Annotated in this window: 24 protein-coding genes and 1 tRNA gene; 16 read left to right on the top strand and 9 right to left on the bottom strand. The window is 60.8% G+C overall.

Features of this window, described 5'->3' with window-relative positions; genetic code table 11:
* The first annotated feature begins 139 nt into the window (after window positions 1-139).
* Window positions 140-1,633, top strand: coding sequence for a glycerol kinase GlpK (gene glpK / locus ACSBPU_RS08175; RefSeq protein ID WP_442597121.1), 1,494 nt, complete (start codon window positions 140-142; stop codon window positions 1,631-1,633).
* Here the strand turns inward: glpK and ACSBPU_RS08170 are convergent.
* Window positions 1,630-2,931: a type II toxin-antitoxin system HipA family toxin gene (locus tag ACSBPU_RS08170; protein ID WP_442597119.1), complete on the bottom strand. Its 1,302-nt coding sequence runs from the start codon at window positions 2,929-2,931 to the stop codon at window positions 1,630-1,632. The two genes, glpK and ACSBPU_RS08170, sit on opposite strands and share 4 nt — an antisense overlap.
* A 9-nt stretch (window positions 2,932-2,940) precedes the next feature.
* Complete coding sequence (locus ACSBPU_RS08165; RefSeq protein ID WP_180067392.1) at window positions 2,941-3,264, bottom strand: helix-turn-helix domain-containing protein; 324 nt, start codon at window positions 3,262-3,264, stop codon at window positions 2,941-2,943.
* A gap of 176 nt (window positions 3,265-3,440) precedes the next feature.
* Here ACSBPU_RS08165 and ACSBPU_RS08160 point away from each other — a divergent pair, with 176 nt between their 5' ends.
* The 6 genes from ACSBPU_RS08160 to ACSBPU_RS08135 all read left to right on the top strand — a co-directional run bounded on the left by ACSBPU_RS08160 (window position 3,441) and on the right by ACSBPU_RS08135 (window position 7,019).
* Complete coding sequence (locus ACSBPU_RS08160; protein WP_442597117.1) at window positions 3,441-4,592, top strand: methyltransferase; 1,152 nt, start codon at window positions 3,441-3,443, stop codon at window positions 4,590-4,592.
* Window positions 4,593-4,662: 70 nt separating this feature from the next.
* A complete protein-coding gene (locus ACSBPU_RS08155) occupies window positions 4,663-5,130 on the top strand; it encodes an NINE protein (protein WP_180067394.1) in 468 nt (155 codons plus the stop codon).
* 3 nt (window positions 5,131-5,133) lie between these two features.
* Entirely contained in the window at window positions 5,134-5,913 is a 780-nt protein-coding gene (locus tag ACSBPU_RS08150) for a lipoyl protein ligase domain-containing protein (RefSeq protein ID WP_442597115.1), read from the top strand.
* Between the two features lie 78 nt (window positions 5,914-5,991).
* The gene (locus ACSBPU_RS08145) at window positions 5,992-6,150 is read left to right on the top strand and encodes a DUF5993 family protein (RefSeq protein WP_442597113.1); all 159 of its coding nucleotides are present in this window, start codon (window positions 5,992-5,994) and stop codon (window positions 6,148-6,150) included.
* A gap of 4 nt (window positions 6,151-6,154) precedes the next feature.
* A complete protein-coding gene (locus ACSBPU_RS08140; RefSeq protein ID WP_442597111.1) occupies window positions 6,155-6,721 on the top strand; it encodes a disulfide bond formation protein B in 567 nt (188 codons plus the stop codon).
* Window positions 6,722-6,824: 103 nt separating this feature from the next.
* Window positions 6,825-7,019, top strand: coding sequence for a ribbon-helix-helix protein, CopG family (locus ACSBPU_RS08135; RefSeq protein ID WP_180067397.1), 195 nt, complete (start codon window positions 6,825-6,827; stop codon window positions 7,017-7,019).
* A gap of 74 nt (window positions 7,020-7,093) precedes the next feature.
* On the opposite strand, the gene ACSBPU_RS08130 is transcribed toward ACSBPU_RS08135, so the two are convergent.
* A complete protein-coding gene (locus tag ACSBPU_RS08130; RefSeq protein WP_442597108.1) occupies window positions 7,094-8,737 on the bottom strand; it encodes a SulP family inorganic anion transporter in 1,644 nt (547 codons plus the stop codon).
* Window positions 8,738-8,904: 167 nt separating this feature from the next.
* Here ACSBPU_RS08130 and cadR point away from each other — a divergent pair, with 167 nt between their 5' ends.
* A complete protein-coding gene (gene cadR / locus ACSBPU_RS08125) occupies window positions 8,905-9,336 on the top strand; it encodes a Cd(II)/Pb(II)-responsive transcriptional regulator (RefSeq protein ID WP_442597106.1) in 432 nt (143 codons plus the stop codon).
* A gap of 128 nt (window positions 9,337-9,464) precedes the next feature.
* The gene (locus tag ACSBPU_RS08120; RefSeq protein WP_442597104.1) at window positions 9,465-10,733 is read left to right on the top strand and encodes an alpha/beta hydrolase family protein; all 1,269 of its coding nucleotides are present in this window, start codon (window positions 9,465-9,467) and stop codon (window positions 10,731-10,733) included.
* 174 nt (window positions 10,734-10,907) lie between these two features.
* Here ACSBPU_RS08120 and ACSBPU_RS08115 read toward each other — a convergent pair whose 3' ends face one another.
* A complete protein-coding gene (locus ACSBPU_RS08115; RefSeq protein ID WP_442597102.1) occupies window positions 10,908-13,187 on the bottom strand; it encodes a nitric-oxide reductase large subunit in 2,280 nt (759 codons plus the stop codon).
* A complete protein-coding gene (locus ACSBPU_RS08110; protein ID WP_180067402.1) occupies window positions 13,180-13,701 on the bottom strand; it encodes a hemerythrin domain-containing protein in 522 nt (173 codons plus the stop codon). Before ACSBPU_RS08110 ends, ACSBPU_RS08115 begins: the two co-directional genes overlap by 8 nt.
* Window positions 13,702-13,855: 154 nt before the next feature.
* Between ACSBPU_RS08110 and norR the strand changes: the two genes are divergently transcribed.
* A complete protein-coding gene (norR, locus tag ACSBPU_RS08105) occupies window positions 13,856-15,448 on the top strand; it encodes a nitric oxide reductase transcriptional regulator NorR (RefSeq protein WP_442597099.1) in 1,593 nt (530 codons plus the stop codon).
* A 99-nt stretch (window positions 15,449-15,547) separates the two neighbouring features.
* On the opposite strand, the gene ACSBPU_RS08100 is transcribed toward norR, so the two are convergent.
* Window positions 15,548-15,922 (bottom strand): tautomerase family protein, encoded by a 375-nt coding sequence (locus ACSBPU_RS08100; protein WP_442597097.1) that lies wholly within the window; start codon window positions 15,920-15,922, stop codon window positions 15,548-15,550.
* A 278-nt stretch (window positions 15,923-16,200) separates the two neighbouring features.
* On the opposite strand from ACSBPU_RS08100, the gene ACSBPU_RS08095 reads away from it, so the two are divergent.
* A complete protein-coding gene (locus tag ACSBPU_RS08095) occupies window positions 16,201-18,015 on the top strand; it encodes an ABC transporter ATP-binding protein/permease (protein ID WP_442597095.1) in 1,815 nt (604 codons plus the stop codon).
* Window positions 18,016-18,068: 53 nt separating this feature from the next.
* Entirely contained in the window at window positions 18,069-18,443 is a 375-nt protein-coding gene (locus ACSBPU_RS08090; protein WP_442597093.1) for a SirB2 family protein, read from the top strand.
* 90 nt (window positions 18,444-18,533) lie between these two features.
* On the opposite strand, the gene ACSBPU_RS08085 is transcribed toward ACSBPU_RS08090, so the two are convergent.
* The gene (locus ACSBPU_RS08085; RefSeq protein WP_442597091.1) at window positions 18,534-19,604 is read right to left on the bottom strand and encodes a YeiH family protein; all 1,071 of its coding nucleotides are present in this window, start codon (window positions 19,602-19,604) and stop codon (window positions 18,534-18,536) included.
* A 98-nt stretch (window positions 19,605-19,702) separates the two neighbouring features.
* Between ACSBPU_RS08085 and ACSBPU_RS08080 the strand changes: the two genes are divergently transcribed.
* Entirely contained in the window at window positions 19,703-20,620 is a 918-nt protein-coding gene (locus tag ACSBPU_RS08080) for a LysR substrate-binding domain-containing protein (RefSeq protein WP_442597089.1), read from the top strand.
* Window positions 20,617-21,813: a DUF3734 domain-containing protein gene (locus ACSBPU_RS08075; protein WP_442597088.1), complete on the top strand. Its 1,197-nt coding sequence runs from the start codon at window positions 20,617-20,619 to the stop codon at window positions 21,811-21,813. The genes ACSBPU_RS08080 and ACSBPU_RS08075 overlap by 4 nt, the downstream gene beginning before the upstream one ends.
* A gap of 126 nt (window positions 21,814-21,939) precedes the next feature.
* Here ACSBPU_RS08075 and ACSBPU_RS08070 read toward each other — a convergent pair whose 3' ends face one another.
* Entirely contained in the window at window positions 21,940-22,875 is a 936-nt protein-coding gene (locus ACSBPU_RS08070; RefSeq protein WP_442597086.1) for a DMT family transporter, read from the bottom strand.
* A 240-nt stretch (window positions 22,876-23,115) separates the two neighbouring features.
* Between ACSBPU_RS08070 and ACSBPU_RS08065 the strand changes: the two genes are divergently transcribed.
* A tRNA-Asn gene (locus tag ACSBPU_RS08065) sits at window positions 23,116-23,191 on the top strand.
* 91 nt (window positions 23,192-23,282) lie between these two features.
* Here the strand turns inward: ACSBPU_RS08065 and ACSBPU_RS08060 are convergent.
* Window positions 23,283-23,690: a GNAT family N-acetyltransferase gene (locus tag ACSBPU_RS08060; RefSeq protein ID WP_442597084.1), complete on the bottom strand. Its 408-nt coding sequence runs from the start codon at window positions 23,688-23,690 to the stop codon at window positions 23,283-23,285.
* Between the two features lie 520 nt (window positions 23,691-24,210).
* On the opposite strand from ACSBPU_RS08060, the gene ACSBPU_RS08055 reads away from it, so the two are divergent.
* A complete protein-coding gene (locus ACSBPU_RS08055; protein WP_442597082.1) occupies window positions 24,211-24,441 on the top strand; it encodes a hypothetical protein in 231 nt (76 codons plus the stop codon).
* The last annotated feature ends 33 nt before the right edge of the window (window positions 24,442-24,474 follow it).

Raw genomic sequence — 24,474 nt, 5'->3', positions numbered from 1 at the left:
ATGGATGGCAACCTGAAAAAAGAAGAGGCCCCGTAAGTTTAAAGCAGCCGGCACGGAATGGTTGGGTTCGCCCATGCGGCTTGTAGCGCGCGCTGACTGCCCTTACACTTCGAACGTCCATTTTTCCACCTATGCTCTCATGACTTACATACTCGCGCTCGACCAGGGAACCTCCAGCTCACGCAGCATTGTCTTCGATCGACAGGGAAATATTGCGGCTCTGGCACAGAAGGAACTCACGCAGCATTACCCCCAGCCGGGCTGGGTCGAGCACGACCCCATGGAAATATGGCGCACGCAATTGGAAACCGCGCGCGATGCGATCGCCAAGGCCGGCCTGAAGGCGTCGGACATCGCCTGCGTGGGCATCACCAATCAGCGCGAGACCACGGTGGTCTGGAATCGCAAGACCGGTGAACCGGTATGCAGGGCCATCGTGTGGCAGGACCGGCGCTCGGAACCCACGTGCGCGGCGCTGCGCGAGCAAGGGCACGACACCCAGATACTTGAAAAAACCGGCCTGCGCGTGGATGCCTACTTTTCAGGAACCAAGCTGAAATGGATACTGGACAACACGCCGCAGGCGCGCCGGCTGGCCGAGAAAGGAGAGCTGGCGTTCGGAACGATAGACAGCTGGCTGATCTGGCAATTGACCAAGGGCCGCATCCACGCTTCGGACGTCAGCAATGCGTCGCGCAGCATGCTGTTCGACGTGCATCGCAACACCTGGGACGATGCGCTGATGGGCTTGCTGGACATCCCGCCAGGCCTGATGCCCGACGTGCTTCCCTCCTCGGCGCATTACGGCGACGTGGACGCCGAATGGCTGGGCCGTGCCATACCGATATGCGGCGTAGCAGGCGATCAGCAGAGCGCCTTGTTCGGGCAGGCGTGCTTCTCCGAAGGCATGGCCAAGAATACGTATGGAACCGGATGCTTCATGCTGATGCACACCGGCGGAAAGTTTCAGATCTCCCGCAATGGCCTGGTCACGACCAGCGCGGCCCAGACCAGCGGGCGAACCGAATATGCGCTCGAAGGCAGTGTCTTCGTCGCCGGCGCCGTGGTGCAGTGGCTGCGCGACGGGCTCGGCGCCTTCGACAAAAGCAGCGAGGTCGAAGCGCTCGCGCAATCGGTGCCCGACTCCGGCGGCGTCATGCTGGTGCCGGCATTTACCGGTCTGGGCGCACCGTACTGGAAGCCTGATGTCCGCGGAACGATCACCGGCCTTACGCGAGGCAGCACGATGGCGCATATCGCGCGCGCGGCGCTGGAAAGCATCGCGTTCCAAAGCGCAGCACTGCTACAGGCCATGAGCCGCGATGCCGTGGCCGCGGGCGCCGCACCCCTGGCCGAGCTCCGTGTCGACGGCGGGGCCTGCGTGAATGACCTGCTGATGCAGTTTCAGGCGGACCTCCTGGGCATCCCCGTCCTGCGTCCGACCATGATCGAAACGACGGCGCTGGGCGCGGCTTATCTGGCCGGCCTGCATCACGGCATCTATCAAGACAAGGAAGAGCTGTCCGCGCTATGGCGGATCGAGCGACGCTTTACGCCCGGCATGCCGGCCGGCCAGGCCGATGAGCTCATGCAAAAATGGGAACATGCGGTGCGCCAGGCTTGCGCCGATTAGGCGGCAAGCGCGACCCCGCCATTCAAGCGTTCCAGCACGGATTCGCGCACGGCGGGCGGCGCGTCGTTCAACAGCCGTGGCCACTCGGCCTGGGCCCGGCGCAGCAGGCGGCGCGCCAGCGCCACGTAGCGCATGGGGCGCAACAACCCGGCGGATCGGCACAGGGCTTCCAGATCCGCCCATCCGAAAGCCCTGAGCTTGGCGTCTATGGACCGATTGACGGCGTAATCGGCGGGGGGCACGCTTTCGAACAAGGCGCTCACGCAGATTGGGTCGTACAAGGGGGAAAGCTGCGGCGTGACGCCATCGGGATAGGTCAGTGCCCAGTTTTTCAGGTGCGCATCGGTGTTGCCCAAGAGAATGAAGGCGATGAAGCGCCCGATGAACTCCTCGAGATCGGGTACCGGCGTGCCGGACAGGGCGTCCAGAATACGGAGCATGCCGCCATAGTCGTGAAGAATGCCACGGCCATATTTGTGGCGCGGTTCGTATTGCAGCACCTGCGCGAATTCTTCCATGTGCACGCGCAAACCGCCCGGACCGCGGTCGAAGCGCTGGACGGCCAGCATCTGGTCGAACGGCAAGTGCGAAGGCAGATCTGCATCCCGGCGGGAAATGATCTCGGCCTGCGCGCAATTCAGGTCCAAGGCGCGGCATAACTGGTAGCAGGTGTATTCATTCTGCACAAGGTCCGGATGACGGCTGGTTGGCAGCTTCAAGATGAATGACCCCGCCGCGCCTTTGCGCCGTATCACATAGCGCCTGCCCTCGCGCACGGCGGAGAACTTCTGCACGACGCCGGGTATCGATGCGGCGTCTTCGACCGGCGACTCGACGAATCCCGGTTCCAGCACGTCCAGCCCCAAGGCCGTGTGCCAGCGGCGCACCACCTCCGGCACGCCCTCCGACGCAGGCACCGGCTCGACTTCCAGTGCTCCCATCAAATCGTGGCCCGCCGCCGCCAAGAGCTCGAATTCGTCATCCGGGCTGCAGTGACGCTCTTGGGCCAGGCGCTCGCGATTGTGGCCCTCGGGCAGCAGATTCTGGAAGTAAACCGGCCAGCGCCCGTCGTTCCTGACCAGGCGCGCGTCGCGCGGAGAAGACAGGATTTCACGGGTCCCCGCTTCATCGGCAGCCCGGAACGCCAGGGACAGCAGCGGCCTGCCCGGGTCGTTGATGTAATCGGTATCGAAGGAAGCGCGCAGAATGTCCCCATATTGAGAGAGGTAGCCAATGGCTCTTCTTTCCCCGGTGGGCAAATGCATATACATGCGCAGGTACTTGATGAATGTGCTCATGGCCAGGCCCTAGCCTTCGGAAGCCGGGCCGCGCCCGCCGGTAAGCAGATCGACGACGGACGGCGGGGCGTCGGCCCCCGGCGCCTGCCCCAGCAACCGCCCTCCCGAACGCACGAACCCCTCGAGTTCTTTGCGCAGTGAAGCCGGCACCAGCATGATCTCCAGCCCCAGCACGCGTGCGATTTCCTGAAGCGTGGAAAATCGGGGATCGAGCTTCCCGCTTTCCAGCCGTTGTATGGTCATGCGGCTGAGGCCCGCGCGCGCCGCAAGCTCTTCCTGGGTAAGCGCGGCATGCTTTCTTGCCGTTTCCAGTTCTCGCAGCATATTGTTCATGAAAATACTCTTTTTCTATGATATGAGTATTAATAGTATCTTATTTTCAAGCTGAATTCCAGATGATGAGTATTTTAAGTATCTTTAATCTAAATAAGATACTTAAAATACTCATTGCCTATAAATAAAATCAAGGGCTCGCTGCTTTACAATGCTTTTCCTATCCAGCGCACGCCATGATCCATCCTACCCTTACCCCACCCGTCACGGTCGACTGGGCCGAAGCGGACCGTCCTCGCAGCGCCTACTGGCTTCCACAATTCGGCAAGCCGCCAAAACGCATCGCCGTCGCCGATGACACGCTCGGCGCCGACGCGGCATACCGGCTGGCAAGCCAAGGCACCGCGATCCTGTGGCGAGGCGACTTCCATAACGGACGGCAACTGCTGCTGGCTCTTGCCCGGCGGGCGGACCGAAAAAGCGGAAAAGACGTTCCCCCCACCGCGAATCCGGCCAGCACGGCGGAAGCCTTTCACCGCCACCGTATGAAACAGGCCCAGCGCAGCGATCTTCTCAATCATCTGCTCGTTGAAGCCGGGTCCGAGTTCACGCTCGGCCTGAACCGCGCCCCCGACATCGCCGAGGCATGCCGGTCCGCGCTGGGCAGCGTCCCGGCCCCCTTCCTTCTTCCCTTGCGCGCCTTGCAGGGCTTCATCGGCGCCCATGAATGGTTTCGGAAAGGGGTACCGGTGCCGGGACTGGAGCACAACATACACGTTCCCCATGGGGTGTACTCGCCCGTGCGCGGGGAATACCTGACGCTGCTGTGGGACGCCCCCCTGTCCTCGGACCGCCTGGCGTTCGATATCGGGACCGGCAGCGGCGTGATTGCCGCCATTCTGGCACAGCGAGGCGTACGGAAAGTCATCGCGACAGATGTCTCCGATCGCGCGCTCGACTGCGCGCGGGACAATCTGAAGCGCCTTTCCTTCGATCACGTGGTCGAGCTTCAGGAAACCGACCTGTTTCCCGCAGGCCGCAGCCCCTTGATCGTGTGCAATCCGCCCTGGATACCCGCCAAGCCGACGACTCCCATCGAGCATGCCATATACGATCCAGGCAACCGCATGCTGCTGGGCTTCCTGCAAGGCCTTCCCAGCCATCTGGAGCCCGGCGGAGAGGCCTGGCTGATTCTTTCCGACCTGGCTGAACGCCTGGGGCTGCGCGACAGGACTTTCCTGCCCGACGCCATCGCGCGGGCCGGCCTGCGGGTGTTGGGCAAGCTCGAAACGCGTCCCCAGCACCCCAAGTCCAGAAATGCCGACGATCCGCTGCATGCCGCCCGGTCCGGCGAAGTCACTTATCTATGGCGCCTGGGGCATGCTTGACCTTGCAATGAATGCGGCAGGCGCATAGCATTTAAACTAGGGTTTTACGCGTACAGGTCACAAGCCGATCATGCTGCAAAAAATCATCCTCGCCATCGCCGTATTCGTCGTCATCCTGGTTGCCCTGACCTTCGGCGAGGCCATACTCGTCGAAGCATTCGCCTGGATTTCCCATCTGACCGGTCTGGTCATCCACAACTTTTCGGATATCTACTACGCCATCCATGATTACGTGCGCGCGCATGCGGCCAAAGTCCTTCTTGCCCTGCTGCTGACCATACCAATCAGCCTATGGATCATCAAAAGCAAAAGCGACGAACTGAAGAAACCCAATACGCATCGCAAGATCGCCATCGTCCTGGCGATCTTCCTGGGCTGGCTCGGCGCGCATCGCTTCTATCTCGGCCAGATCGGCTGGGGTGTGCTGTACCTGATCATTTTCTATGTCTTCACGCCGCTGGTCATCGTCCTGGCACTGATCGACGCCATTCGCTATGTCTTCATGAGCGACGAAGATTTCATGCCGGTACGCATCTGAATCATGTTTTTCGTCGTAGGCTCATTGGGGTCAGACCCCGTACGGGGTCTGGGGCTTCATCGGATTGAGGGGTCAGACCCCGTACGGGGTCTGACCCCAAAGACCCCTCAATCCGATGAAGCATTGATCGATCTTGCCTCAAGCGGCCAGCCCGCCGCCTGTGTCTGGGAGGCCGGGCAAGGCCTGGTGGTGCCCCGTACGTATGCGCATCACGATGCATTCTCGGCAGCCTGCGAACAATTCGCGCAAGCAGGCTGGCCGGTTTCGGTGCGGCAGTCGGGCGGTGGCATCGTGCCGCAGGGGCCGGGCATCGTGAATTTCAGCCTTGCACGCGCCGTGCAGGGCAAACCGCTGGATCACTCCACTACAGCCTATGAGCTCATATGCCGCCTCATCAGCGAGGCCCTGGAGGAGTTCGGCATCGCCTCGCATCCCCAGGCAGTGGAAGGCTCATTCTGCGACGGACGGTACAACCTGGCCGTCGGCACGGGCGCACAGGCAAAGAAAATTGCGGGAACCGCCCAGCTTTGGAGGCGCAGGCCCCTGCCAGACGGCAGCGGCTTCCAGCAAATCGGACTGGTGCATGCGCTGATCCTGGTGCGCACGGACGTGGTAGCGGCCAGCGCCATGGCCAATGCCTTTGAGGAAGCCCTGGGCAGCGGTCGGCGCTATTTTCCCGAAAAAACCGTGTCGGCACATACTCTCCTGCGGAAGGATAACGGCACGCTGGTGGAGGATTTAAAGGCTGCGCTGGCACGAAAAGCAGCCACGGCTCGAATGTAATAAAAACTATCGTCGCATCGAAATTCGTAACATAATATCGCTCCATCACATCCATCTCTATTCTGGAGTCGATATTTCATGATCATGATGCTGCCCTTCCTGACAGGCGCACTGGCTGCGTGGTTCGGCATGCGTGGCCGGCGCCGGCTATGCCTCTGGGCCTGGCTGGCAACGCTCGTCATCTATGCCGCCTGGTGCAAATTCCATATGACCGATGCTCTCGGACTCTCTTTGTAAGATCATGGCCACCGATTACTCCTACCCCCGATCACCGCAGCTGTCGTGTACCCTGAACACATTGGCGTTGGCCGGCATCTGCGCCGTGCTATTGCTTGCTTTCGTCTGGCAAATCGCATTCGACGACCTGCCCTGCCCCCTGTGCCTGCTGCAACGCGCAGCATTCGCCATGATCGGCATCGCCCTGGTCCTGAACGTACGGTTCGGTCCATCACCCATGCACTACGGCATGATCGTTATATCGGCGCTAGCGGGTGTCGTGGCCGCCGGACGCCAGGTGCTGCTGCACATCGCACCAGGCGACGCGGGCTATGGACCGCCGTTCCTGGGGCTGCATTTCTATACCTGGGCCCTCTTCCTGTTCGTGGCCTTCCTGGTGTACTGCGGGCTCATGCTGATCCTTGACCGCCGCTACGCCGACCAAGCCATACCGCGTCCCGTCAGCAAGCTTGCCGGGGCGGTGATGTGGCTTTTCTTCATTCTCGTCCTGGGCAACATGGTATCGACCATGCTCGAATGCGGCTTTGGCGCCTGCCCGGACGACCCAGTCAGCTACTTGTGGTTGTCTTAGCAAAATAATGAGGCCAGGCCCCTGTGGGGTCAGACCCCATTCGGGGGCAGACCCCGTCCAATTGCATTACAATCTGGTTAACATCAAATAATGATGACTAGATATGGAACGCAAGACTGCACGCCTTACCGTGCTCATTGATCCGGCCAAGAAAAAAGCCTTCGAAGAACTTTGCGCCGGCCAGGACATCACGCCTTCCCAAGTCGTACGGCAACTGATCCGCGACTACCTGGCCGATCATGGCGTGAGCTACGGCAAGCCCACCACGAATCCCAAGGTGAAGAGCCGGGCTGGTTGACGGCCGCAAGGGGTCAGACTCCGAAAGGGGCCTGCCCCCGCTTATGGGGTCTGACCCCGTACGGGGTCAGACCCCTAGACCGGTTGATCAATACGGGCCAGCGCCTGGGCAAACGTCGGTACGACGTCATCAGCGCCCAATTTGTCCACCAGGCCCATTTTTCGAAGCTTGCCGTACACCCTCGGGTTCGGCTCGGAGACGATGACGCGCACGCCACGCTCGTGCAGGCTCAGCACGACGGTTTCCATGGCTTGCAAACCCGTTGCATCGATGAAGGGGACATGGCCCAGGCGGATGATGAGGATCCGTGGATCGCCGTGGGTGGTGCCAAGCGCGCGCTGGAAGGCGTCCGCCGCGGCAAAGAAAAATGGGCCGTCAACGGAATATACGAGTACGTTCGCGGGCAACTCGTCCCAGCCTTCGCGCTGCAGTTCGTGCTTGAGCGAGCCGGCGTCTTGCCTGCGGACCACCACGCTTTCAGCCATGCGCCGCATGAAATGCAGCATGGCCAGCACGACGCCGATGTTCACCGCGACCACCAGGTCCGCGAACACCGTCAGGCAGAACGTCGCCACAAGAATGAATACATCGGCCCTTGGCGCGCGCTTGATCATTTTGACCACGTGCCGCAGTTCGCTCATGTTCCAGGCCACCATGAACAGAATGGCGGCCAACGCGGCCAGCGGGATGCCTGCCGCGAACGGCGCAAGAAAAAGAAGAATGAGCACCAGCGTAAGGGCATGCACGACACCCGCGATAGGGCTGTTCCCGCCATTGCGTATGTTGGTGGCCGTACGGGCGATGGCGCCGGTGGCCGCAATGCCGCCGAACAGCGGCGACAGCACGTTGGCGATGCCTTGGCCGATGAGTTCCTGATTTGAATTGTGCCGCGTGCCTGCCATTCCGTCCGCTACGACGGCGGACAGCATGGACTCGATGGCGCCCAGCATGGCGATGGCAAAAGCGGGGCCGATGAGCTCCACCAGCCGCGTCATGGTGATTTCAGGCCACTGGAAAGACGGCAGGCCGCGCGGAATCTCGCCAAAGGTGCTGCCGATGGTGGCGACGGTTTCGAAACCGAACACGGCCTGTATGAGCGTTGCCGCCACCAAGGCGACCAGTGGCCCCGGCACGCGCGCGAACCTGGGAATGCGAGACGTGTAGACGACCAGCACCAGCGACAGAAGAGCCAGTGCGGTCGTGGCCCAGTCGAACTGAGGCAAGACCTGCAGCAACTGCCACAGCTTCTCATGAAAATGCCTGCCTTCCACCGCCGGCAGGCCGAAAAAATCCTTCCACTGGCCTACCCAGATGATCACGCCTATCCCGGCGGTAAAGCCGACGATGACCGGCGCCGGAATGAAGCGGATGACGGCGCCCATGCGCGCGACGCCGAAAAGCACGAGGATGATGCCGGCCATCAGCGTGGCGATTTGCAGCCCTTCCACGCCATGCTGGGCGACAATGCCGGCCAGGATGACGATGAATGCACCGGTCGGCCCGGCGATCTGCACGCGGCTGCCGCCGAACAGCGATACCGCGATACCCGCGATGATGGCCGTGTACAGGCCCTGTTCGGGCTTGACGCCGGAAGCAATCGCGAACGCCATGGCCAAAGGCAAGGCGACCACGCCCACGATAAGGCCGGCCACGATATTGGGCAGCCAATGCCGGCGGCCAAGCAGGCCTGCGCGCTTCGCTTCAAGGAGGACAAACATGCTATTCACTTGGACATACGAAATGTGCCTGCCATTATAATGTAATGTGCATCCATTAAAGATCGCCACCTTGGGTGCAGTCCTATTTGCGCAACAAAAAAACGCTTGCTTGCCGACCGCACAGACCTTAAAGTAACTACAAGGTCAATCGCACAGGAATGATAGCCATGAAAATCGGCGAACTGGCCAAGGCGGCCAACTGCGGCACGGAAACCATACGCTTCTACGAAAAGGAAGGCCTGCTTCCCGCGCCCGACCGCACCGAAGGCAACTATCGAAACTACCGGGACGAACATCTGGAACGCCTGCGCTTCATTCGCAACTGCCGCAGCCTGGACATGACGCACGATGAAATCCGCCAATTGCTTCGTTTCGCGGATGATCCGGACAGCGGCTGCGGGCCGGTGAACCAATTGCTGGACGAGCACATCGGACACGTCGACATCCGCCTGAAGGAATTACGAGCATTACGAAGCCTGCTGGTCGATCTACGTCATCGCTGCGCCCAGGCGGATTCCATTGCCCACTGCGGCATCATTCAAGGCCTGGCCTCGATGCCCGCCGAGGAAAAGCAAATGTCAAAAACCCATCTTGGTTGAACACGGGGGTCAAAGGGGTCAGACGCTGTACAGGGTCTGACCCCCCATCAGAGCCCCGCCCCCGCAGCAAGGACGCAGCCGGGGTCAGACCCCGTATGGGGCCTGACCCCAATCAGAAAAGGATAGCCATGAACGAGCCAAGCACAGAAGGCGTCGCCCGCGGAGCCACCCGCCTGAGCGGATTCGACGAACCCGAAATGGAGTTTCAGTTGCTGCGGGGGCTGGGGGTTTCCAACTACGGTGGCGGGACGCTGGGCGAAATCATGGTGGCTCGGGAAAACATCGAACAACGGATGCGCGATCCTCAGTCTCCAACGGCGGATCCGGCGCGCGCCTGGACCGCCTCGTTCTCCACACTCGCCCAGCAAGTAGAGCAGTACGGGCAACGAGCGCTTGCCCGGGGACACCGCGTCAGCGCTCGCGAGCACCTGATGCGAGCCAGCATGTACTACCGGGCGGCGGAATACTTCTGCGACCCCTTCAAGCCTGACCATCGACGCTGGGGCATTGCATCCCGCGAAGCCTTCATACTGGGCGCAAGCCTGCTCGACATCCCCGTCAAGGTCGTGCAAATACCCTATGAGGGGCTATGGATACCGGCCTACTATTTCACGGCCTCGCCGGAAGAAAGCCCCCATGAACGCCGCAAGACCCTGTTGGTGAACACGGGCTTCGACGGCAGTGGCGAAGAATTGTATTTCGAGGTGGGCCGCGCGGCGTTGGATCGCAATTACAACGTGCTGCTGATCGACGGCCCCGGACAAACGGGCATGACCCGCCTGCATCCGCAACTGAAGTTTCGCGCCGACTGGGAAGTCCCGATCATGGCGGTCATGGATTGGCTGTGCGCCCAACCCGACGTGGACCCGGAACGGATCGCCTGCTATGGCATCAGCCTGGGCGGCTACTTTGCCACCCGGGTGGCCTGCCACGAACCCCGCATCAAAGCGCTGGCCGTCAATTCGCCCATCGTCGACCTGAAAGCCTATCAATTGGGATTCTTCCCGCCCGGAACGGCGGACGACCCGCCGGAGCTGCTGCTGGAATGGTTCGACGACATCCCGTCCGCCGAATTGCCGGACTCCCTGCGCGCCTTGTTGAAGATCGCCCTCTTCCGCTTCGGAACGAATTCGCTGCGGGAATGGGTAAGCATGCTGGACGCATTCAAATGCCGCGAGGACCTGGCGCACCTGCGCATCCCTTGCCTGTCCATGGTCGGCGCGGCAGAAGGCGCCGAACCCCTGAAGCAAGCGGAGTACTTCAAGACCCACGCCGCCGGCCCAGTCGACGAATATGTCTTTTCCCACGCGGAAGGGGCGGACGCCCATTGCCAGCTGACCAATCTGCCCTTGTCGGCCGCAGTGCTGTTCGATTGGCTCGATGAGCGCTTTAGATAGATGAAGGGGTCTGACCCCGAACACGCCGCGCACGGGGTCAGACCCCGTACGGGGTCTGACCCCAAAAAAAAGTCAGACCCTTCCGCACACGGGGTCAGACCCCGTATGGGGTCTGACCCCAAAACAAAAGGGTCAGACCCTTCCGGGTCTGACCCTGCTTGCTAAACTACCGTTTTATTCCGCGGCAGCGGTGGAGCCGTAGGCGACGCCGACTTTCCGGCCGCGGGACTGGATCAGGCCCAGCACCACTTGCCAGAAGATGGCGAATGCGCCCACGATGAAGACCATGTCGCCGAAGGTGCGGACCCACCGCAGCGTCTGCAGGATGGGCTGCTGCATGAACTCCTCGCTACGCGCATACCACATGCCTTCCGTCACGCTGGCGTAGAACTGGATGATGCCGATGGGCAGCAGACTGGTGGCGATCATCAGCACCAGGCCGAGGTTCAAGCCCCAGAAACCCGTGCGCATGACTTTTTCGTTGAACTGGAAGCCAGGGACCACGTAGCGCAGCACCAGCAAGGTGAAGCCGATGGCCAGGAAACCGTACACACCGAACAGCGCTGCATGGGCATGCACGGGCGTGGTATTCAAGCCCTGGATGTAGTACAGCGAGATGGGCGGGTTGACCATGAAGCCGAATACGCCTGCACCCAGCATGTTCCAGAACGCTACGGCCACGAAGCACATCAGGGGCCAGCGCACCGCTTCCATCCATGGCGCGCGGGCCTTCAGGCGCCAGTTTTCCCAGGCTTCGTAGCCCAGCACGATCAGCGGCACCACTTCAAGTGCGCTGAAGCTTGCGCCAATGGCCATGACGGGCGTCGTCGTGCCGGCGAAGTACAGGTGGTGCAAAGTGCCGGGCACGCCACCCAGCATGAACAGGGATGCCGAGGCCAGGCTGGCGATGGTTGCGCCGCGCTTGGAGACCAGGCCCATGCTCGAGAAGATGAAGGCCAGTGCCGTCGTGGCGAATACTTCGAAGAAGCCCTCGACCCACAGGTGGACCACCCACCAGCGCCAGTACTCCATGATGGTGATGTGCGTGCGTTCGCCGTAGAACAGGCCGGTGCCGTAGAACAAGCCTATGGCGACGGTGGACGCGGCCAGCAGGGCCAGCAGGTTCTTGTCGCCCTCTTTCTTGAAGGCGGGCAGCATGCCGCGCAGCATCAGCACCAGCCAGAAGGCGAGGCCCAGGAATTTCACGATCTGCCAGATGCGGCCGAGTTCCAGGTATTCATAGCCTTGGTGACCGAGCCAGAAGTTCAGGGACTCGGGCATGATGTGCTTGATCGCAAGGAAGTTGCCGATGTAGGAGCCGACAACTAGAACGACCAAGGCCCAGAACAGCACGTCGACACCAAGCTTCTGGTACTTGGGGTCCTTGCCGCCATTGATGACCGGCGCAAGGAAAAGCCCGGCCGCGAGAAAGCCCGTGGCGATCCAGAACAGCGCGGTCTGCAGGTGCCAGGTACGCGTCAGGGAATACGGGAACCACTGAGACACATCGATACCGTAGAAGGTCTGCCCTTCCACCGTGTAGTGGGCCGTGAAGCCGCCGAGCAGGACCTGGAAGACGAACAAGGCCACGACCAGGAACAGATACTTGCCCAGGGCGCGCTGGGAAGGCGTCAAGGCTCCCAGGCTGAGCGGGTCCTCCTTGGGCACGACCGGCTCGGGCTCCTCGCGATGCAGGAATGCCCAGCCCCAGACCAGGAAGGCGATGCCGGCCAGCAACACGACCACGCTGGCAATCGACCAGATGACGTTGGACGCCGACGGCTTGTTGTCGATGAGCGGTTCATGCGGCCAGTTGTTGGTGTAGGTCACATGCGAATTGGGCCGCTCCGTTGCCGCCGCCCAGGCCGTCCAGAAGTAGAAGTTCGTCAGATCGTGACGCCGTTCCGCGCTCGGGAGCGTTCCTTCCTTCATGGCGAAGTTGGCGCGGGTCTGCTGGAGCTCGGGATCATCGCCGTACAGCTTTTTGTAGTAGTCGGCGGTATGGGCCATGGCCTGCGCGCGCCGGTCGGTAACGGTGACGATACCTGTATTCGCGTCCAGCGTATTGCGGCGATACTCGGTCTTGAGCTGCGCCTGCAGAACGGCCTGCCGGTCGGCGCTCAGTTGCGCGAACGGCATGCCGTATTCCTGCTGTGCACCCAGATCCAGCCATGCCGTCAGCTCACGGTGCAGCCAGTCCGAGGTCCAGTCGGGAGCCTGATAGGAGCCATGGCCCCAGATGGAACCCACCTGCATGCCGCCGGTGCTTTGCCATGCGGTCTGACCATCCAGAATGCCTTCTTTGGTCATTAACACCTTGTCGGAGACCGTTACCACTTTCTCCGGAATGGGCGGCACCTGCTTGTAGATTTCGACTCCGCTCCATCCCAGTATGCCGAACGTAATGGCCAGGACCACGCCCAGCAACCACCATAACTTCTTGTATTCACCCATGATGGGCTCCTTCTCCTGCATTAGAGGCTTTTAAAAACAGCACATTGTTCTCAAGATGAATATGCCGCGTCAGATCCTTGCGGAACGTATCCAGTTGCCCATACAAGGCCTGCCAGGTATTGCAGGCGTCGGCGGGCAGCGTCAATTGCCGCGTGATGCGGTCAATGGCTTCGAGCGCGCTGTTGTGCTGGTCGTGCTCAAACAGCATGACGGTGATCGGGCCGCGAGCCTTGGCGCCCATGCCGTTCGCGAGCATGGGGAAAAGCACCTGCTCTTCTTTCAACATGTGGCTTTCCAGCTCTTGCTGAAGTCCTTCCAGCACATCGGCCAGTCCGGCGGGACAGAGCTCCCGCCCCGCATGCACGTGCTCAACGCGCCGTGCCAGGCGTATCAGTTCGGGCAGCTGCACCCGGTGACGCTCGTGAAAGCGCGTCACCAGATAACTGACCAGCTCGCCCGCGGACGCCTCGCGCCAGTCGGCGTCGGTAGTCCGCTCCGGCAAAATCGTGTCCATAGTGGCATCATCCTTTTGTTGCTAATGTCGCTGTCGCTTACGCAAAATGCATGCCAGTTTTTTTATAGGGTTTTCCATGGAGCTTTAATTGGAATGGGTGAAATCCACCATCTTCCAAGAGGGTTGATTTCACCCTGAGGGTATAATCTACCCTATGGACCAACTCTTGCTTGCCGACCTCGTCACCGACCTTCCCAACGCCGTCCGTTTGCAACGGGCGGTACATACTTTGCGCCAGCATTTCATGTGCGACGCAGTGGGCCTTCTACGCCTCGACGGCGATACACTGAGGCTGGTGGCGGCGGCGGGGCTCGCACACGAAGCCTTGGGCAGGGGATTCATCGTGGCGCAGCACCCGCGCTTCGCCACCATCATGTCGCGGCGCGATCCCACCTGGTTCGAGCCAGGCAGCGTCCTGGCCGATCCGTACGATGGCTTGCTGGACGACAAGAAGGGGGTACCGTTGCCCGTGCACGATTGCCTGGGAATCAGCCTGCACATCGAGGGCCGGCCTTGGGGCGCCTTGACGCTCGATGCGCTCAAGACCGGAACCTTCGACGCCGCCATGCAAACCGAACTCAAGCGCTATGGGCTCATGCTCGAGGCGGCCATACGCGTCAGCGCGCTCGAGAAAGAAAACCGCAGCCTTCGCCAGTTGGGCAGCGCACAAGGCGAGTCCGGCCCGCTTGGCGAGCTGCATGAAATCATTGGTGAAAGCGAAGCCATTTCGCAATTGCTGCATGAACTCGACGTCGTCGCCGACTCCGATCTGCCCGTGTTGCTGCTGGGGGAAACAGGGGTGGGCAAAGAACTCTTTGCCCGGCGCGTGCATCGACGGTCGCGGCGCTGCCGCAAGCCCATGATTCACGTCAACTGCGCCGCCCTGCCCGAATCACTGGCCGAAAGCGAACTCTTCGGCCACGTGAAAGGCGCGTTCTCGGGCGCCAATGCCGATCGTCCGGGGCGTTTCGAAGCCGCTCAGGGAGGCACCCTCTTTCTGGATGAGGTCGGCGAGTTGCCGCTGGGCGTGCAGGCCAAGCTGCTGCGCACGCTGCAAAACGGCGAAATCCAGCGCCTGGGCACCGACGACACCATCAAGACCGATGTCCGCATCATCGCGGCCACCAATCGCCAATTGAAGGAAAACACACGGGCCGGCACGTTTCGCGCCGATCTCTATCACCGGCTTTCGGTGTATCCCGTGCATATCCCGCCCCTGCGCGACCGCGACCGCGACGTGCTCATCCTGGCCGGCCATTTTCTGGAGTTCAACCGCGCGCGTCTGGGCCTGCGCGGCCTGCGGCTGTCGTATGCCGCGGAACGGGCGCTGCTGGCCTATGCCTGGCCTGGCAACGTGCGCGAGCTGGAACACGTGATCAGCCGAGCCGCCCTGAAAATGCTCACCCGCGGCGCCTCGCGCGACCAGATCCTGACACTGGGCCCCGAGCTTCTGGATGTCGACACGGGACGGCCGGATGCGGCGCAAGACCTGTACGAGACCGAACCGTTCTACGGCGCCGAAGGCGCCGTCGGGCCGGCGACGGAATGGGAAGGCGGCCGCAGCGGCGGCATCCAACCCTTGCGCCTGACACTCGAGAATACCCAGAAAGCCTGCATCCAACGGGCCCTGGACGCCTCAGGCGGGAACTGGGCACAGGCTGCGCGGATGCTGGACATCGACGCAAGCAATCTGCACAAAATGGCCCGCAAGCTGGGCCTGAAAGGACTGGAAGAGGCCAGGACCTGAGTCGAGGGTGGGGGTCAGACCCCATGCGGGGTCTGACCCCTTTCTATCCAAGCGCCTTCAGCCGGGGTCAGACCCCGCATGGGGTCTGCCCCCCTATCTTCAACGCCCCATGGCGCGCGCGCTTACGCCGCCGGCCATGCCCATGTTCGACTTCGGAAAATCCACCAGGCGCACCCGCACTTCGCTTTCCGGCAGATTGGCGGCGCCCGCGCCCACTTTGCTCAAGGCCGCAATCAGCGCATCTTTCTGGGCGTCGGTGCGACCCTCGATGAAGTCCACCACGAACATCAGCCCGGGCGTATTGAATTCGCCCGCGTTCAAGTAGTGGCTGCCGGGGATCGTGTGCAGCATCACCCGCACGCTGGACAGGGGCGCGCCTATGCTTTCCACCACGGCATCGCTGCTGCCCTGGAGCAGCCTCTTCTTCTGTTCTTCGGAATATCCTTCAGTGGCGGTAATGGTGACGTAGGGCATGGCTGTCCTCAATGCAGGTCAATGGTAGAGAAAGAAGCCACGATTATCGCTGCGCACCGAGATTGCCACAAGCCTGGGTTTTGTTGGGGTCAGACCCAAAGGATCTGACCCCCCTGAGAAGCCTGGGCTTGGGGTCGGACCCCATTCGGGGTACGACCCCTTGGGGGATGTGGCGGGGTCACCCCATCCGGGGTCTGACCCCCTCCCAGCCTGGCGCGCCGGGAACATTTGCCGCAGAATGCGATCTTTTATGTTTTTACGCGTCGCTCGGAGCACGAATGGACTGGAAGACCGCATTGATGGACAGCGGCATATGGCTGGCAAAAGCTTATGCGGCAACCATCGCAATCGCTATCGTCACGGTGTGGCTGCTGTCCCGGCACACGGTCTGGGGCCGCCAGTTCAGCGCCTTGGCTGCGGACTATTTTTCGCCGCGCCGGCATTGGCGGCCGATCGCCACGCTTGCGTTCATTTTGCTCCTTACCCTATGCGCGGTACGGCTGGATGTCCTGTTTTCCGACTGGTACAACACCATGTATACCTCGCTGCAGCAGCTGGACGAAGCCGGCTTCTGGATGGCCATGCTGCTGTTCGCGGTATTGGCCTCCGTCCATGTGCTGCGCTCCCTGCTCGACTTCTACGTGCAGCAAGCATTCACCATACGCTGGCGCGAGTGGCTTAACGAAAAGCTGCTGAGCCAATGGCTGGACAAGCAAAGCTACTATCGCAGCCAGTATCTCGACACCGCCGTCGACAACCCCGACCAGCGCATCCAGCAGGACATCACGGTTTTCACCCAGATGACGCTCAGCCTGTCGATGGGTGTGGTGAACGCCCTGGTTTCCACGGTCGCCTTCACCATCATCCTCTGGAATCTCTCCGGCCCCATCGCCGTCTTCGGCGCAGAAATACCGCGTGCCATGGTGTTCCTGGTATTTCTCTACGTGCTGGTGGCGACGGTTTTCGCCATCAAGATCGGCCGGCCGCTGATTCTGCTGAACTTCCTCAACGAGCGTTTCAACGCGGACTACCGGTATGCGCTTGTCCGATTGCGCGAATACTCGGAAAGCATCGCCTTCTACGCCGGCGAAAAAGTCGAAGGCGCCCTCTTGCGCAGCCGGTTCGCGCAAGTCATCGGCAATGCCTGGGCGATCGTGTACCGGTCGCTGAAGTTTCTGGGTTTCAATTTTTCGGTCACGCAGGCCGCCGTCGTCTTCCCCTTGATCATCCAGGCGCAGCGATTCTTCTCAAAGCAGATCAGCCTGGGAGACCTGATGCAGACCTCGCAGGCGTTCGGGCGATTGCAGGACAACCTGTCCTTCTTCCGGAACGCGTATGACGACTTTGCAACCTACCGCGCCACGCTGAACCGGCTGAGCGGCTTTACCCGCGCCATCGAAGACGCGCATGCGCTTCCCGAGCCGGAGCTGCGGTCCGAAGGCGGGCGGCTCGCGCTGGAGGGATTGACGGTCAAGACGCCTGGCGGCGATCTGCTGCTGGACAAGCTGCAAATGGAGGTCGAACCTGGCAAGCCTCTGCTCATACGGGGGCCATCCGGCGCGGGCAAGACGACACTGCTGCGGGCTATTGCCGGCCTATGGCCATACTGCGACGGAACGATCGTCCGGCCCGAGCGCGATGTCCTTTTCCTGTCCCAGAAGCCGTACTTGCCGCTGGGCACTCTGCGCAACGCCTTGTATTATCCGCAGCCTTCGCCTCACGACGCCGCAGCGACGCCACATGGCTCCGACACAGCCGCCGTCGACGTGCTGAAACAGGTCCAGCTCGGCCACTTGGTCGGCAAACTGGACGAAGCGGCGGACTGGGCCCGCATCCTTTCGCTGGGTGAACAGCAGCGCCTGGCCTTCGGCCGCCTGCTGCTGGCCCGGCCGCTCGCGGCCTTTCTGGACGAAGCCACGTCAGCCATGGACGAAGGACTGGAAGATGCCATGTACCGATTGGTGCGGGAACGGCTGCCCGGCACGATACTCGTCAGCGTGGGCCATCGCGGCACGCTGCTGAGCCATCATGCCCAGCAGCTGACCCTGAAGGGGAATAACACCGGCGCCTGGGAGGTCGCCGCCGCTGCGTGAGGAGCGAAGCTGCTACGATAGCGCCTGCATCCCCCAACACGACATCCCTGCATATGAATTATCTACTCATCAAACACCTGCACATGACGGCCGCAGGCCTGAGCATTCTGTTTTTCGTGGTCCGCGCTTTCTGGTCCGTCCAGGGTTCGACGTTGCTGCAGAACCGGCTGGTCAAGACCCTGCCCCACGTCATCGATACCGTACTGCTGCTTGCCGGCATTACGCTCGCGGCCATGATCGGCCCCGAGCAGCCTTGGATACTGGTGAAGATCATTGCGCTGATCGCCTACATCGGCGTGGGTACCATCGCCATCAAACGCGGCAAGACAGCCAAAACGCGCGCCATCGCGGCGATCATCGCCGTGGCCATCTTCGTCTATATCGTGGGCGTTGCCATGACCAAGAGCGCGCTGTCGTGGTGGGCATGACGAGGTAGGGGTCAGACCCCGTACGGGGTCTGACCCCATGCGATTGGAAAAAGGGGTCGGACCCCGGATGGGGTCCGACCCCAAAAAATCCTACCAGGCGCCCATCGCTCCCTGCACCGCCAGGCTGCTGCCCGCGACGGCCACCCATACTCCCAGGCCCAGCAGAATGGGACGGATGCCGGCCGTCATCATGCGCCGCAAATCGGACGACAGGCCGATGGCGGTCAATGCCACGACGATGAGGAACTGGGCCAGCAAATGCAGGCTGGAGGTGATCTCCGGCGGGATGAGCCCGGTCGAACGCAATGCGGCGGCGACCAGAAACCACAGGATGAACCACGGAAAAATGCGGGCAAGGTTGAAATCGCTGCCGCCCTGCTTCTTCTCGCGCCAGGCGACCAGCAACGCCAGGGCCAGGCAGATCGGGATGATGAGGGTTGCGCGTGTGAGCTTGACGATCGTGGCGTAGTCGCCCGCCGCCACGCTGTAGCTGTAGCCCGCCGCCACGACCGACGAGGTGTCGTTGATGGCGGTACCGGCCCACATGCCGAAGCCCTCGTCCGACATGCCCAGCCAGTGGCCGAGCACCGGGAAAGCCAACACCGCTACGATATTGAAGATGAAGATGGTGGAGATCGAGAACGCGACTTCGTGTTCTTCCGGCTTGATGATGGGCGTGACCGCCGCAATGGCCGATCCACCGCAAATAGCCGTGCCGACGCCGATCAGTGTCTTCAGCTTCGACGGAATACCCAGCCACTTGCCGAGCAGCCAGGCGGAAAGAAACGCGACGGCCAAGGTGACCAGCGTGACCCATAACGATTCCAGGCCGGTCTTTGCGACCTGCTGTATGCTCAAGCCGAAACCCAGGGCGATGATGGACCATTGCAATATTTGCTTCGAAGCGAACTGCAAGCCGGGCCGGAAGACGGGACCGACGCCCACCGTATTGCGGATGGCGATTCCCAGCACAATGCCGAACACCGGCCCCCCTATGATGGGCATCCATCGGCCCAGCATCATCGCGAAAATACCCACGGCCACCGCCAAAGCCAGGCCATAAAGCGGCGAGGGATTGCGAGGCAGGGTATCCTGGCGCTGAGCCGCCGCCGATGCGGACGCGGCCGTGGCCGGAATTGCGGAAGAAGTCGGTGCCGTCATGCTTGAAAACCGTATTTAGTAATAACTGCGAGTTATTTTAGAAATCCGCCTACAATAAATAAATTCATTAATTTTTATTCGACATATAAAACGAATTTATGCTTGGCATCAGCGTCCGACAACTGGAAGTTTTCGTGGCGGTGGCATCGGCCGGCACAGTCAGCGCGGCGGCGCAACGCCTGTTCCTGACTCAGCCCGCCGTAAGCATGGCCTTGGCCGAGCTGGAGCGGCAACTGAGCGCCCAACTGTTCGACCGCGACCGCGGCCGCCTGCACCTTAGTCCGCGCGGACGAGAACTGCTGCCCGCCGCGCAAGAGGTCATCGAACGCATACAGGAGATGCAGCACCAGGCCGACCATCCCATCGTCCTGACGGGCGAACTGAGAGTCGGCGCAAGCAACACGGTCGGCAATTACCTGGTCGGCGACTTGCTGGGGCCTTTCGTCAGCCGGCATCCTGAAGTCTCGCTGCAGGTCAGCGTCGACAATACGGAAGCCATCACTGCCGGCCTGCTCGACCACAGCCTCGACGTCGGCTGCGTAGAAGGGCCCGTCAATCATCATCAACTGGAAGCCCTGCCCTGGCGCGATGACGCCCTGGTCGTCTGCGCCGCCGCGACCGACCCGCTTGCACATCAGCCTGTGCTGAAGACTCGGCATTTCAAGGATGCGAAGTGGATATTGCGCGAGCACGGCTCGGCCATGCGTGCCCAGGCCGAACTTGCGCTCAGTTCCCTGCCGCCGGGCAAGATACTTTTGGAATTGGGCCAGGTGGAAGCCATCAAGCAGGCGGTGATCGCCGGCCTGGGCATCGCCTGCCTTCCCCAAGCCGCTGTTTCGGAATCGGTTTCCACCGGCAGGCTGGTCGTCCTGCACACGCCTTTTCTCAATCTGCATCGGCGGCTGTCGCTGGTGCTGCACAAGTCCAGGTATCGCGGGGTGCTCATCGAAGCCTTCGTCGCCAGCTTGATACCCGCCGACCCGGACACAGTCAACGCCAGGAGCTCCATACCATGAACAGTGCAGATGCCGTGTCGCGGATCACCGTGCCTCCCTATGAAACCATTGCCCTCGTTCTGCAGGGCGGCGGAGCGCTGGGCGCCTATCAGGCGGGCGTGTTCCAGGGCTTGCATGAAGCCGGCATCGAATTGCACCACCTTTCCGGCATATCGATAGGCGCGCTGAATACGGCGATCATCGCCGGCAATCCGCCCCACCGGCGCGTGGAGCGCTTGCTGGAGTTCTGGGAAACGATCTGCCAACCGTACGTAGGCCCGCCCCTGTCGCCCTTCATAGAGCAAACGCTTTTCAACATCAACGATACCGTGCGGCAGACCATGAGCGCCGTGCAGGCCGGCAGCGCACTCTTCAATGGCCAGAAAGGCTTCTTCCGTCCCCGTTTTCCGCCACCGTCCTCGGTCTCACCCGGCGATGAAGCCACGGCAAGCTATTACGACACCACTGCCCTGAAGCAGACGCTCGAAGACCTGTGCGACTTCGACCTCATCAATTCCGGCGCCATGCAAGTATCGGTGGGCGCGGTCAATGTGCGCAGCGGCAACTTCGTCTACTTCGACAACGCCAAAATACGCCTGCGGGCCGAGCACTTCATGGCTTCCGGCGCGCTGCCACCGGCTTTCGCAGCGGTGGAAATAGACGGCGAACGCTACTGGGATGGCGGCCTGGTGTCGAACACACCGCTGGCTCAAGTGCTGGATACCCGTCCTCAAAAAGACACGCTCGCCTTCCAGGTCGACCTATGGAGCGCCCGCGGCGCCCCGCCCACCAATATGAGCGAAGTTTCCGACCGCATGAAAGACATCCGGTACTCCAGCCGGACCCGCATGGTCACCGAGCGCCTGCGCTGGGAACAGTACGTCAGGCATGTCATGCAGCATGTGCTGGACAAGGTGCCTGAAGACATTCGCGCCAGCGACCCATATTGCCGCATGGCGAAGGAGTTGGCCTGCGCGAAGCGATACAACGTCATACACCTTATATACCGCAACCGCCCTTACGAGAAACACTACAAGGACTTCCAGTTCGGCCTGAGCACGATGCGCGAGCACTGGTCCAGCGGGCTGGAGGACATCCGCCAGACACTGGCCGACCCATCCCGCCTGGCCATGCCCGAAAACGCCTCCGGCTTTGTCACGCACGACGTCCATCGAGAGGAAATAGAACGGCTGATGGGAGGAGCGGGCAAGTGAGTGGTCAGACCTCGGGCGCGGACGAAGTGGGGGTCAGACCCCTTGTGGGGTCTGACCCCCTCCAGCTTTCGAGCCGAGGGGGCCGAGGGGTCAGACCCCGGACGGGGTCTGACCCCATCCCCTTCATCAAGTCCGCCGCGTGCGCGCCAGCACCACGGCTCCGGCCAGCGTAAAGGCGGTACCTACCAATTGCAAGGTGGTGATCAGCTCATCCAGCAGCCAACCTGCAAGAAACAGCACCGACACCGGCCCCAGCAATCCCAGCTGGGCCGTCATGGGCGCGCCGATTCTTGCCACCGCCCACATGGTCATGAAAGTGGGCATGACGGTGTGGACGACCGCATGCAGAATGGACAGCCAATAGACCGGCGCGGGCTGCATAAGTCCTGGCAAGCCTTTGATCGCAAGAAAATGGGCGATGCTGAAGCCGGCCGACACGGACATGGCGTAGGCGACCAGGCGGGTCGCCCCCACACGCTGAATGATCTGGCCCGAGGAAATGAGATAAAAGGCGTAAGTTAAAGCGGAACCCATGACGAACGCCGAGCCCAGCATGACACCATCTCCGGTCAGCGACAAATCCTGGACAAAGACAAAGACGACGCCCAGGTAAGACAGCGCCAGCGCCGCCCATTGGCCACGAGAAATGACTTGCTTCAAATAGAGCGCGGACAGCAGCAATACAAAAGTGGGGGAAAGAAACAGTATCAGCCGCTCCAGACCGGCGGAGATATATTCCAGCCCCAGGAAGTCCAGATAACTGGATAGGTAATACCCCAGAAACCCAAGAAAAATGATCTGCAGGCTCTCCCGCCAAGTCAGTCGGGGAAGTTCACCGCGACCGGCCAGCCGGGCCTGCATGCAAGCCACGACGGCAAAGAACGGCAGGGACAACAGCATGCGAAACCCGATGACGGTCAGCGCATCCACGCCGTATCGATACGTCAGCTTGGCCACGATGGCCTTGGCCGAAAACAGGACCGCTCCCGTCGCTGCAAACACAAAACCCAGCCAGAATTCCTTGCTTCGTGGTTTGGTGCTGCGGGTAAGAGAGGCGGACATAGACGGAATCGATGAAATGAAGACGGCCGAAGAGACGGACGGCACGAAGAAGCAAGGCGCTATTTTGCCCGATATGCCCTGTTGCTGGCAAAGAAGTGCCGCGGGCAGGCCATTGAAATAGATACGCTATAATGCTGCCTGCTTCGGCAAGACGATGCATGGCGGCAAATTGAGTGAAGCTCTTCCAGTGCAACTTGCATGCCTTTAATTTTTCATGTTATAGTCTTGCTTCTTTGATGTTCCCCGATAGCTCAGTCGGTAGAGCGACGGACTGTTAATCCGCAGGTCACTGGTTCGAACCCAGTTCGGGGAGCCACAGAATACCGAAGAAAATCAAGCCCTTAGCGTTTCATGCGCCAAGGGCTTTTTTCTTGCCTGTGACGGCACGATGAGACACTGTCGCACTTTCAGTGCTCCTTGCCTGCGTAGATCCACATGGGCTCCGTTCTGCCTGCCCTCACAAAACCCAGCGATTTGTAGAAGTCAACGGCCTCGCCATCTGCAGTAAGCATTATTTGGTGAAAATCCGAATATCTCTCTAGCATAGACTCCATCATCTTCCGTCCCACTCCGTGCCTATGAAATTGCGGCAGCACAAGCATATGAGGAAAATAAACGACGAGGTGACCGTCTGAGATGGCATTTCCCAAACCTATCAACTCGCTGGAACTGCGCGCCGTTACTAGAGTATGAGAGCCCCGAAGCGCGGCCATAAGCTGCTGCGGCTTCTCTGCAGATGACCATCCGTTTGCGCGATACAACTTAAGCACCTCATCCGTAGTGACGCTGTCGGAAAGCGAAATCTCAATATACATACAATCTCCGTTCTGAAGGCACATTAGCACCTGTAAACGAATCATTAAAGTCCGTATCCAAAAAATGGAGTCTCAGCTACACAGGACCCGTATGAATTGTTTCAAATGAAAAGCACTTCAACGAGCTTATCTGGCGTAGAGTGGTCGGGTAGCAAAAATAATATGCTCGTCTTGGATCCTCCTCGACTCGTGAACAGGATCCAATATGAAGCCCCAATCATCGACGGCGCCCGGCAAGGGCGCCAATAGTGGCGCGCCGGCCACTTTCCCTTCCGCTGTTACCCCTCTGCATGAGATAGAGGCCGACGACGAAATTCGCATTCAAGTACGGAATCGGATCCGGCTTATAGAAAAGCGCAAAAACTCTCGCAATCGCAACGCTGAGGGCAGTCAAAAATAGCCATGGAGACACCCTTATGCATGAAACTGTCGAGAGCCTGCCGGTCATAAGCCAAAACGGCGAGTTCGTTGATCGAGGCACTGATACGTTCTATAAGCTTGTCTAGCCGATGGATGCCGCATGGAAGACGATTACGCATTTGCTTTACAGATACTCGACCAACTGAATGGAGTCGAGGAGTTCGACGCCGCCTACTATCAGCAGCGTTCGGATAGGATTCGCGAATTGGCAGATCAACACCAAGCGGATTCAGATCAAATTTTTGCCGTTTTGGTTGATGCCATCCGACTTGACATCAAAGCGCACCCGAACCAGGAGCGTTTGCAGTACCTGCTCAATAAGAACACTTAGCGTCCCGCAGAAACGCAAGCCCTGTCGACCTCG

The sequence above is a fragment of the Parapusillimonas sp. JC17 genome (assembly GCF_052180245.1).
GTDB lineage: Bacteria > Pseudomonadota > Gammaproteobacteria > Burkholderiales > Burkholderiaceae_B > Parapusillimonas.
The sequence above is the reverse complement of the archived record's forward strand: the minus strand, read 5'-3'. Positions and strand labels throughout refer to the sequence as shown.

Bases quoted from the DNA above. Each gene is read 5' to 3' on its own strand.
- ACSBPU_RS08085 (WP_442597091.1), bottom strand. From the start codon at position 19,604: ATGACGGCACCGACTTCTTCCGCAATTCCGGCCACGGCCGCGTCCGCA.
- ACSBPU_RS08115 (WP_442597102.1), bottom strand. From the start codon at position 13,187: ATGGGTGAATACAAGAAGTTATGGTGGTTGCTGGGCGTGGTCCTGGCC.
- ACSBPU_RS08055 (WP_442597082.1), top strand. From the start codon at position 24,211: ATGGAAGACGATTACGCATTTGCTTTACAGATACTCGACCAACTGAAT.
- ACSBPU_RS08075 (WP_442597088.1), top strand. From the start codon at position 20,617: ATGAACAGTGCAGATGCCGTGTCGCGGATCACCGTGCCTCCCTATGAA.
- ACSBPU_RS08120 (WP_442597104.1), top strand. From the start codon at position 9,465: ATGAACGAGCCAAGCACAGAAGGCGTCGCCCGCGGAGCCACCCGCCTG.
- ACSBPU_RS08060 (WP_442597084.1), bottom strand. From the start codon at position 23,690: ATGTATATTGAGATTTCGCTTTCCGACAGCGTCACTACGGATGAGGTG.
- ACSBPU_RS08170 (WP_442597119.1), bottom strand. From the start codon at position 2,931: ATGAGCACATTCATCAAGTACCTGCGCATGTATATGCATTTGCCCACC.
- ACSBPU_RS08145 (WP_442597113.1), top strand. From the start codon at position 5,992: ATGATCATGATGCTGCCCTTCCTGACAGGCGCACTGGCTGCGTGGTTC.
- ACSBPU_RS08130 (WP_442597108.1), bottom strand. From the start codon at position 8,737: ATGTTTGTCCTCCTTGAAGCGAAGCGCGCAGGCCTGCTTGGCCGCCGG.
- ACSBPU_RS08100 (WP_442597097.1), bottom strand. From the start codon at position 15,922: ATGCCCTACGTCACCATTACCGCCACTGAAGGATATTCCGAAGAACAG.
- glpK (WP_442597121.1), top strand. From the start codon at position 140: ATGACTTACATACTCGCGCTCGACCAGGGAACCTCCAGCTCACGCAGC.
- ACSBPU_RS08095 (WP_442597095.1), top strand. From the start codon at position 16,201: ATGGACTGGAAGACCGCATTGATGGACAGCGGCATATGGCTGGCAAAA.
- ACSBPU_RS08070 (WP_442597086.1), bottom strand. From the start codon at position 22,875: ATGTCCGCCTCTCTTACCCGCAGCACCAAACCACGAAGCAAGGAATTC.
- ACSBPU_RS08090 (WP_442597093.1), top strand. From the start codon at position 18,069: ATGAATTATCTACTCATCAAACACCTGCACATGACGGCCGCAGGCCTG.
- ACSBPU_RS08135 (WP_180067397.1), top strand. From the start codon at position 6,825: ATGGAACGCAAGACTGCACGCCTTACCGTGCTCATTGATCCGGCCAAG.
- ACSBPU_RS08155 (WP_180067394.1), top strand. From the start codon at position 4,663: ATGCTGCAAAAAATCATCCTCGCCATCGCCGTATTCGTCGTCATCCTG.
- ACSBPU_RS08160 (WP_442597117.1), top strand. From the start codon at position 3,441: ATGATCCATCCTACCCTTACCCCACCCGTCACGGTCGACTGGGCCGAA.
- ACSBPU_RS08165 (WP_180067392.1), bottom strand. From the start codon at position 3,264: ATGAACAATATGCTGCGAGAACTGGAAACGGCAAGAAAGCATGCCGCG.
- ACSBPU_RS08080 (WP_442597089.1), top strand. From the start codon at position 19,703: ATGCTTGGCATCAGCGTCCGACAACTGGAAGTTTTCGTGGCGGTGGCA.
- norR (WP_442597099.1), top strand. From the start codon at position 13,856: ATGGACCAACTCTTGCTTGCCGACCTCGTCACCGACCTTCCCAACGCC.
- ACSBPU_RS08140 (WP_442597111.1), top strand. From the start codon at position 6,155: ATGGCCACCGATTACTCCTACCCCCGATCACCGCAGCTGTCGTGTACC.
- ACSBPU_RS08110 (WP_180067402.1), bottom strand. From the start codon at position 13,701: ATGGACACGATTTTGCCGGAGCGGACTACCGACGCCGACTGGCGCGAG.
- cadR (WP_442597106.1), top strand. From the start codon at position 8,905: ATGAAAATCGGCGAACTGGCCAAGGCGGCCAACTGCGGCACGGAAACC.
- ACSBPU_RS08150 (WP_442597115.1), top strand. From the start codon at position 5,134: ATGTTTTTCGTCGTAGGCTCATTGGGGTCAGACCCCGTACGGGGTCTG.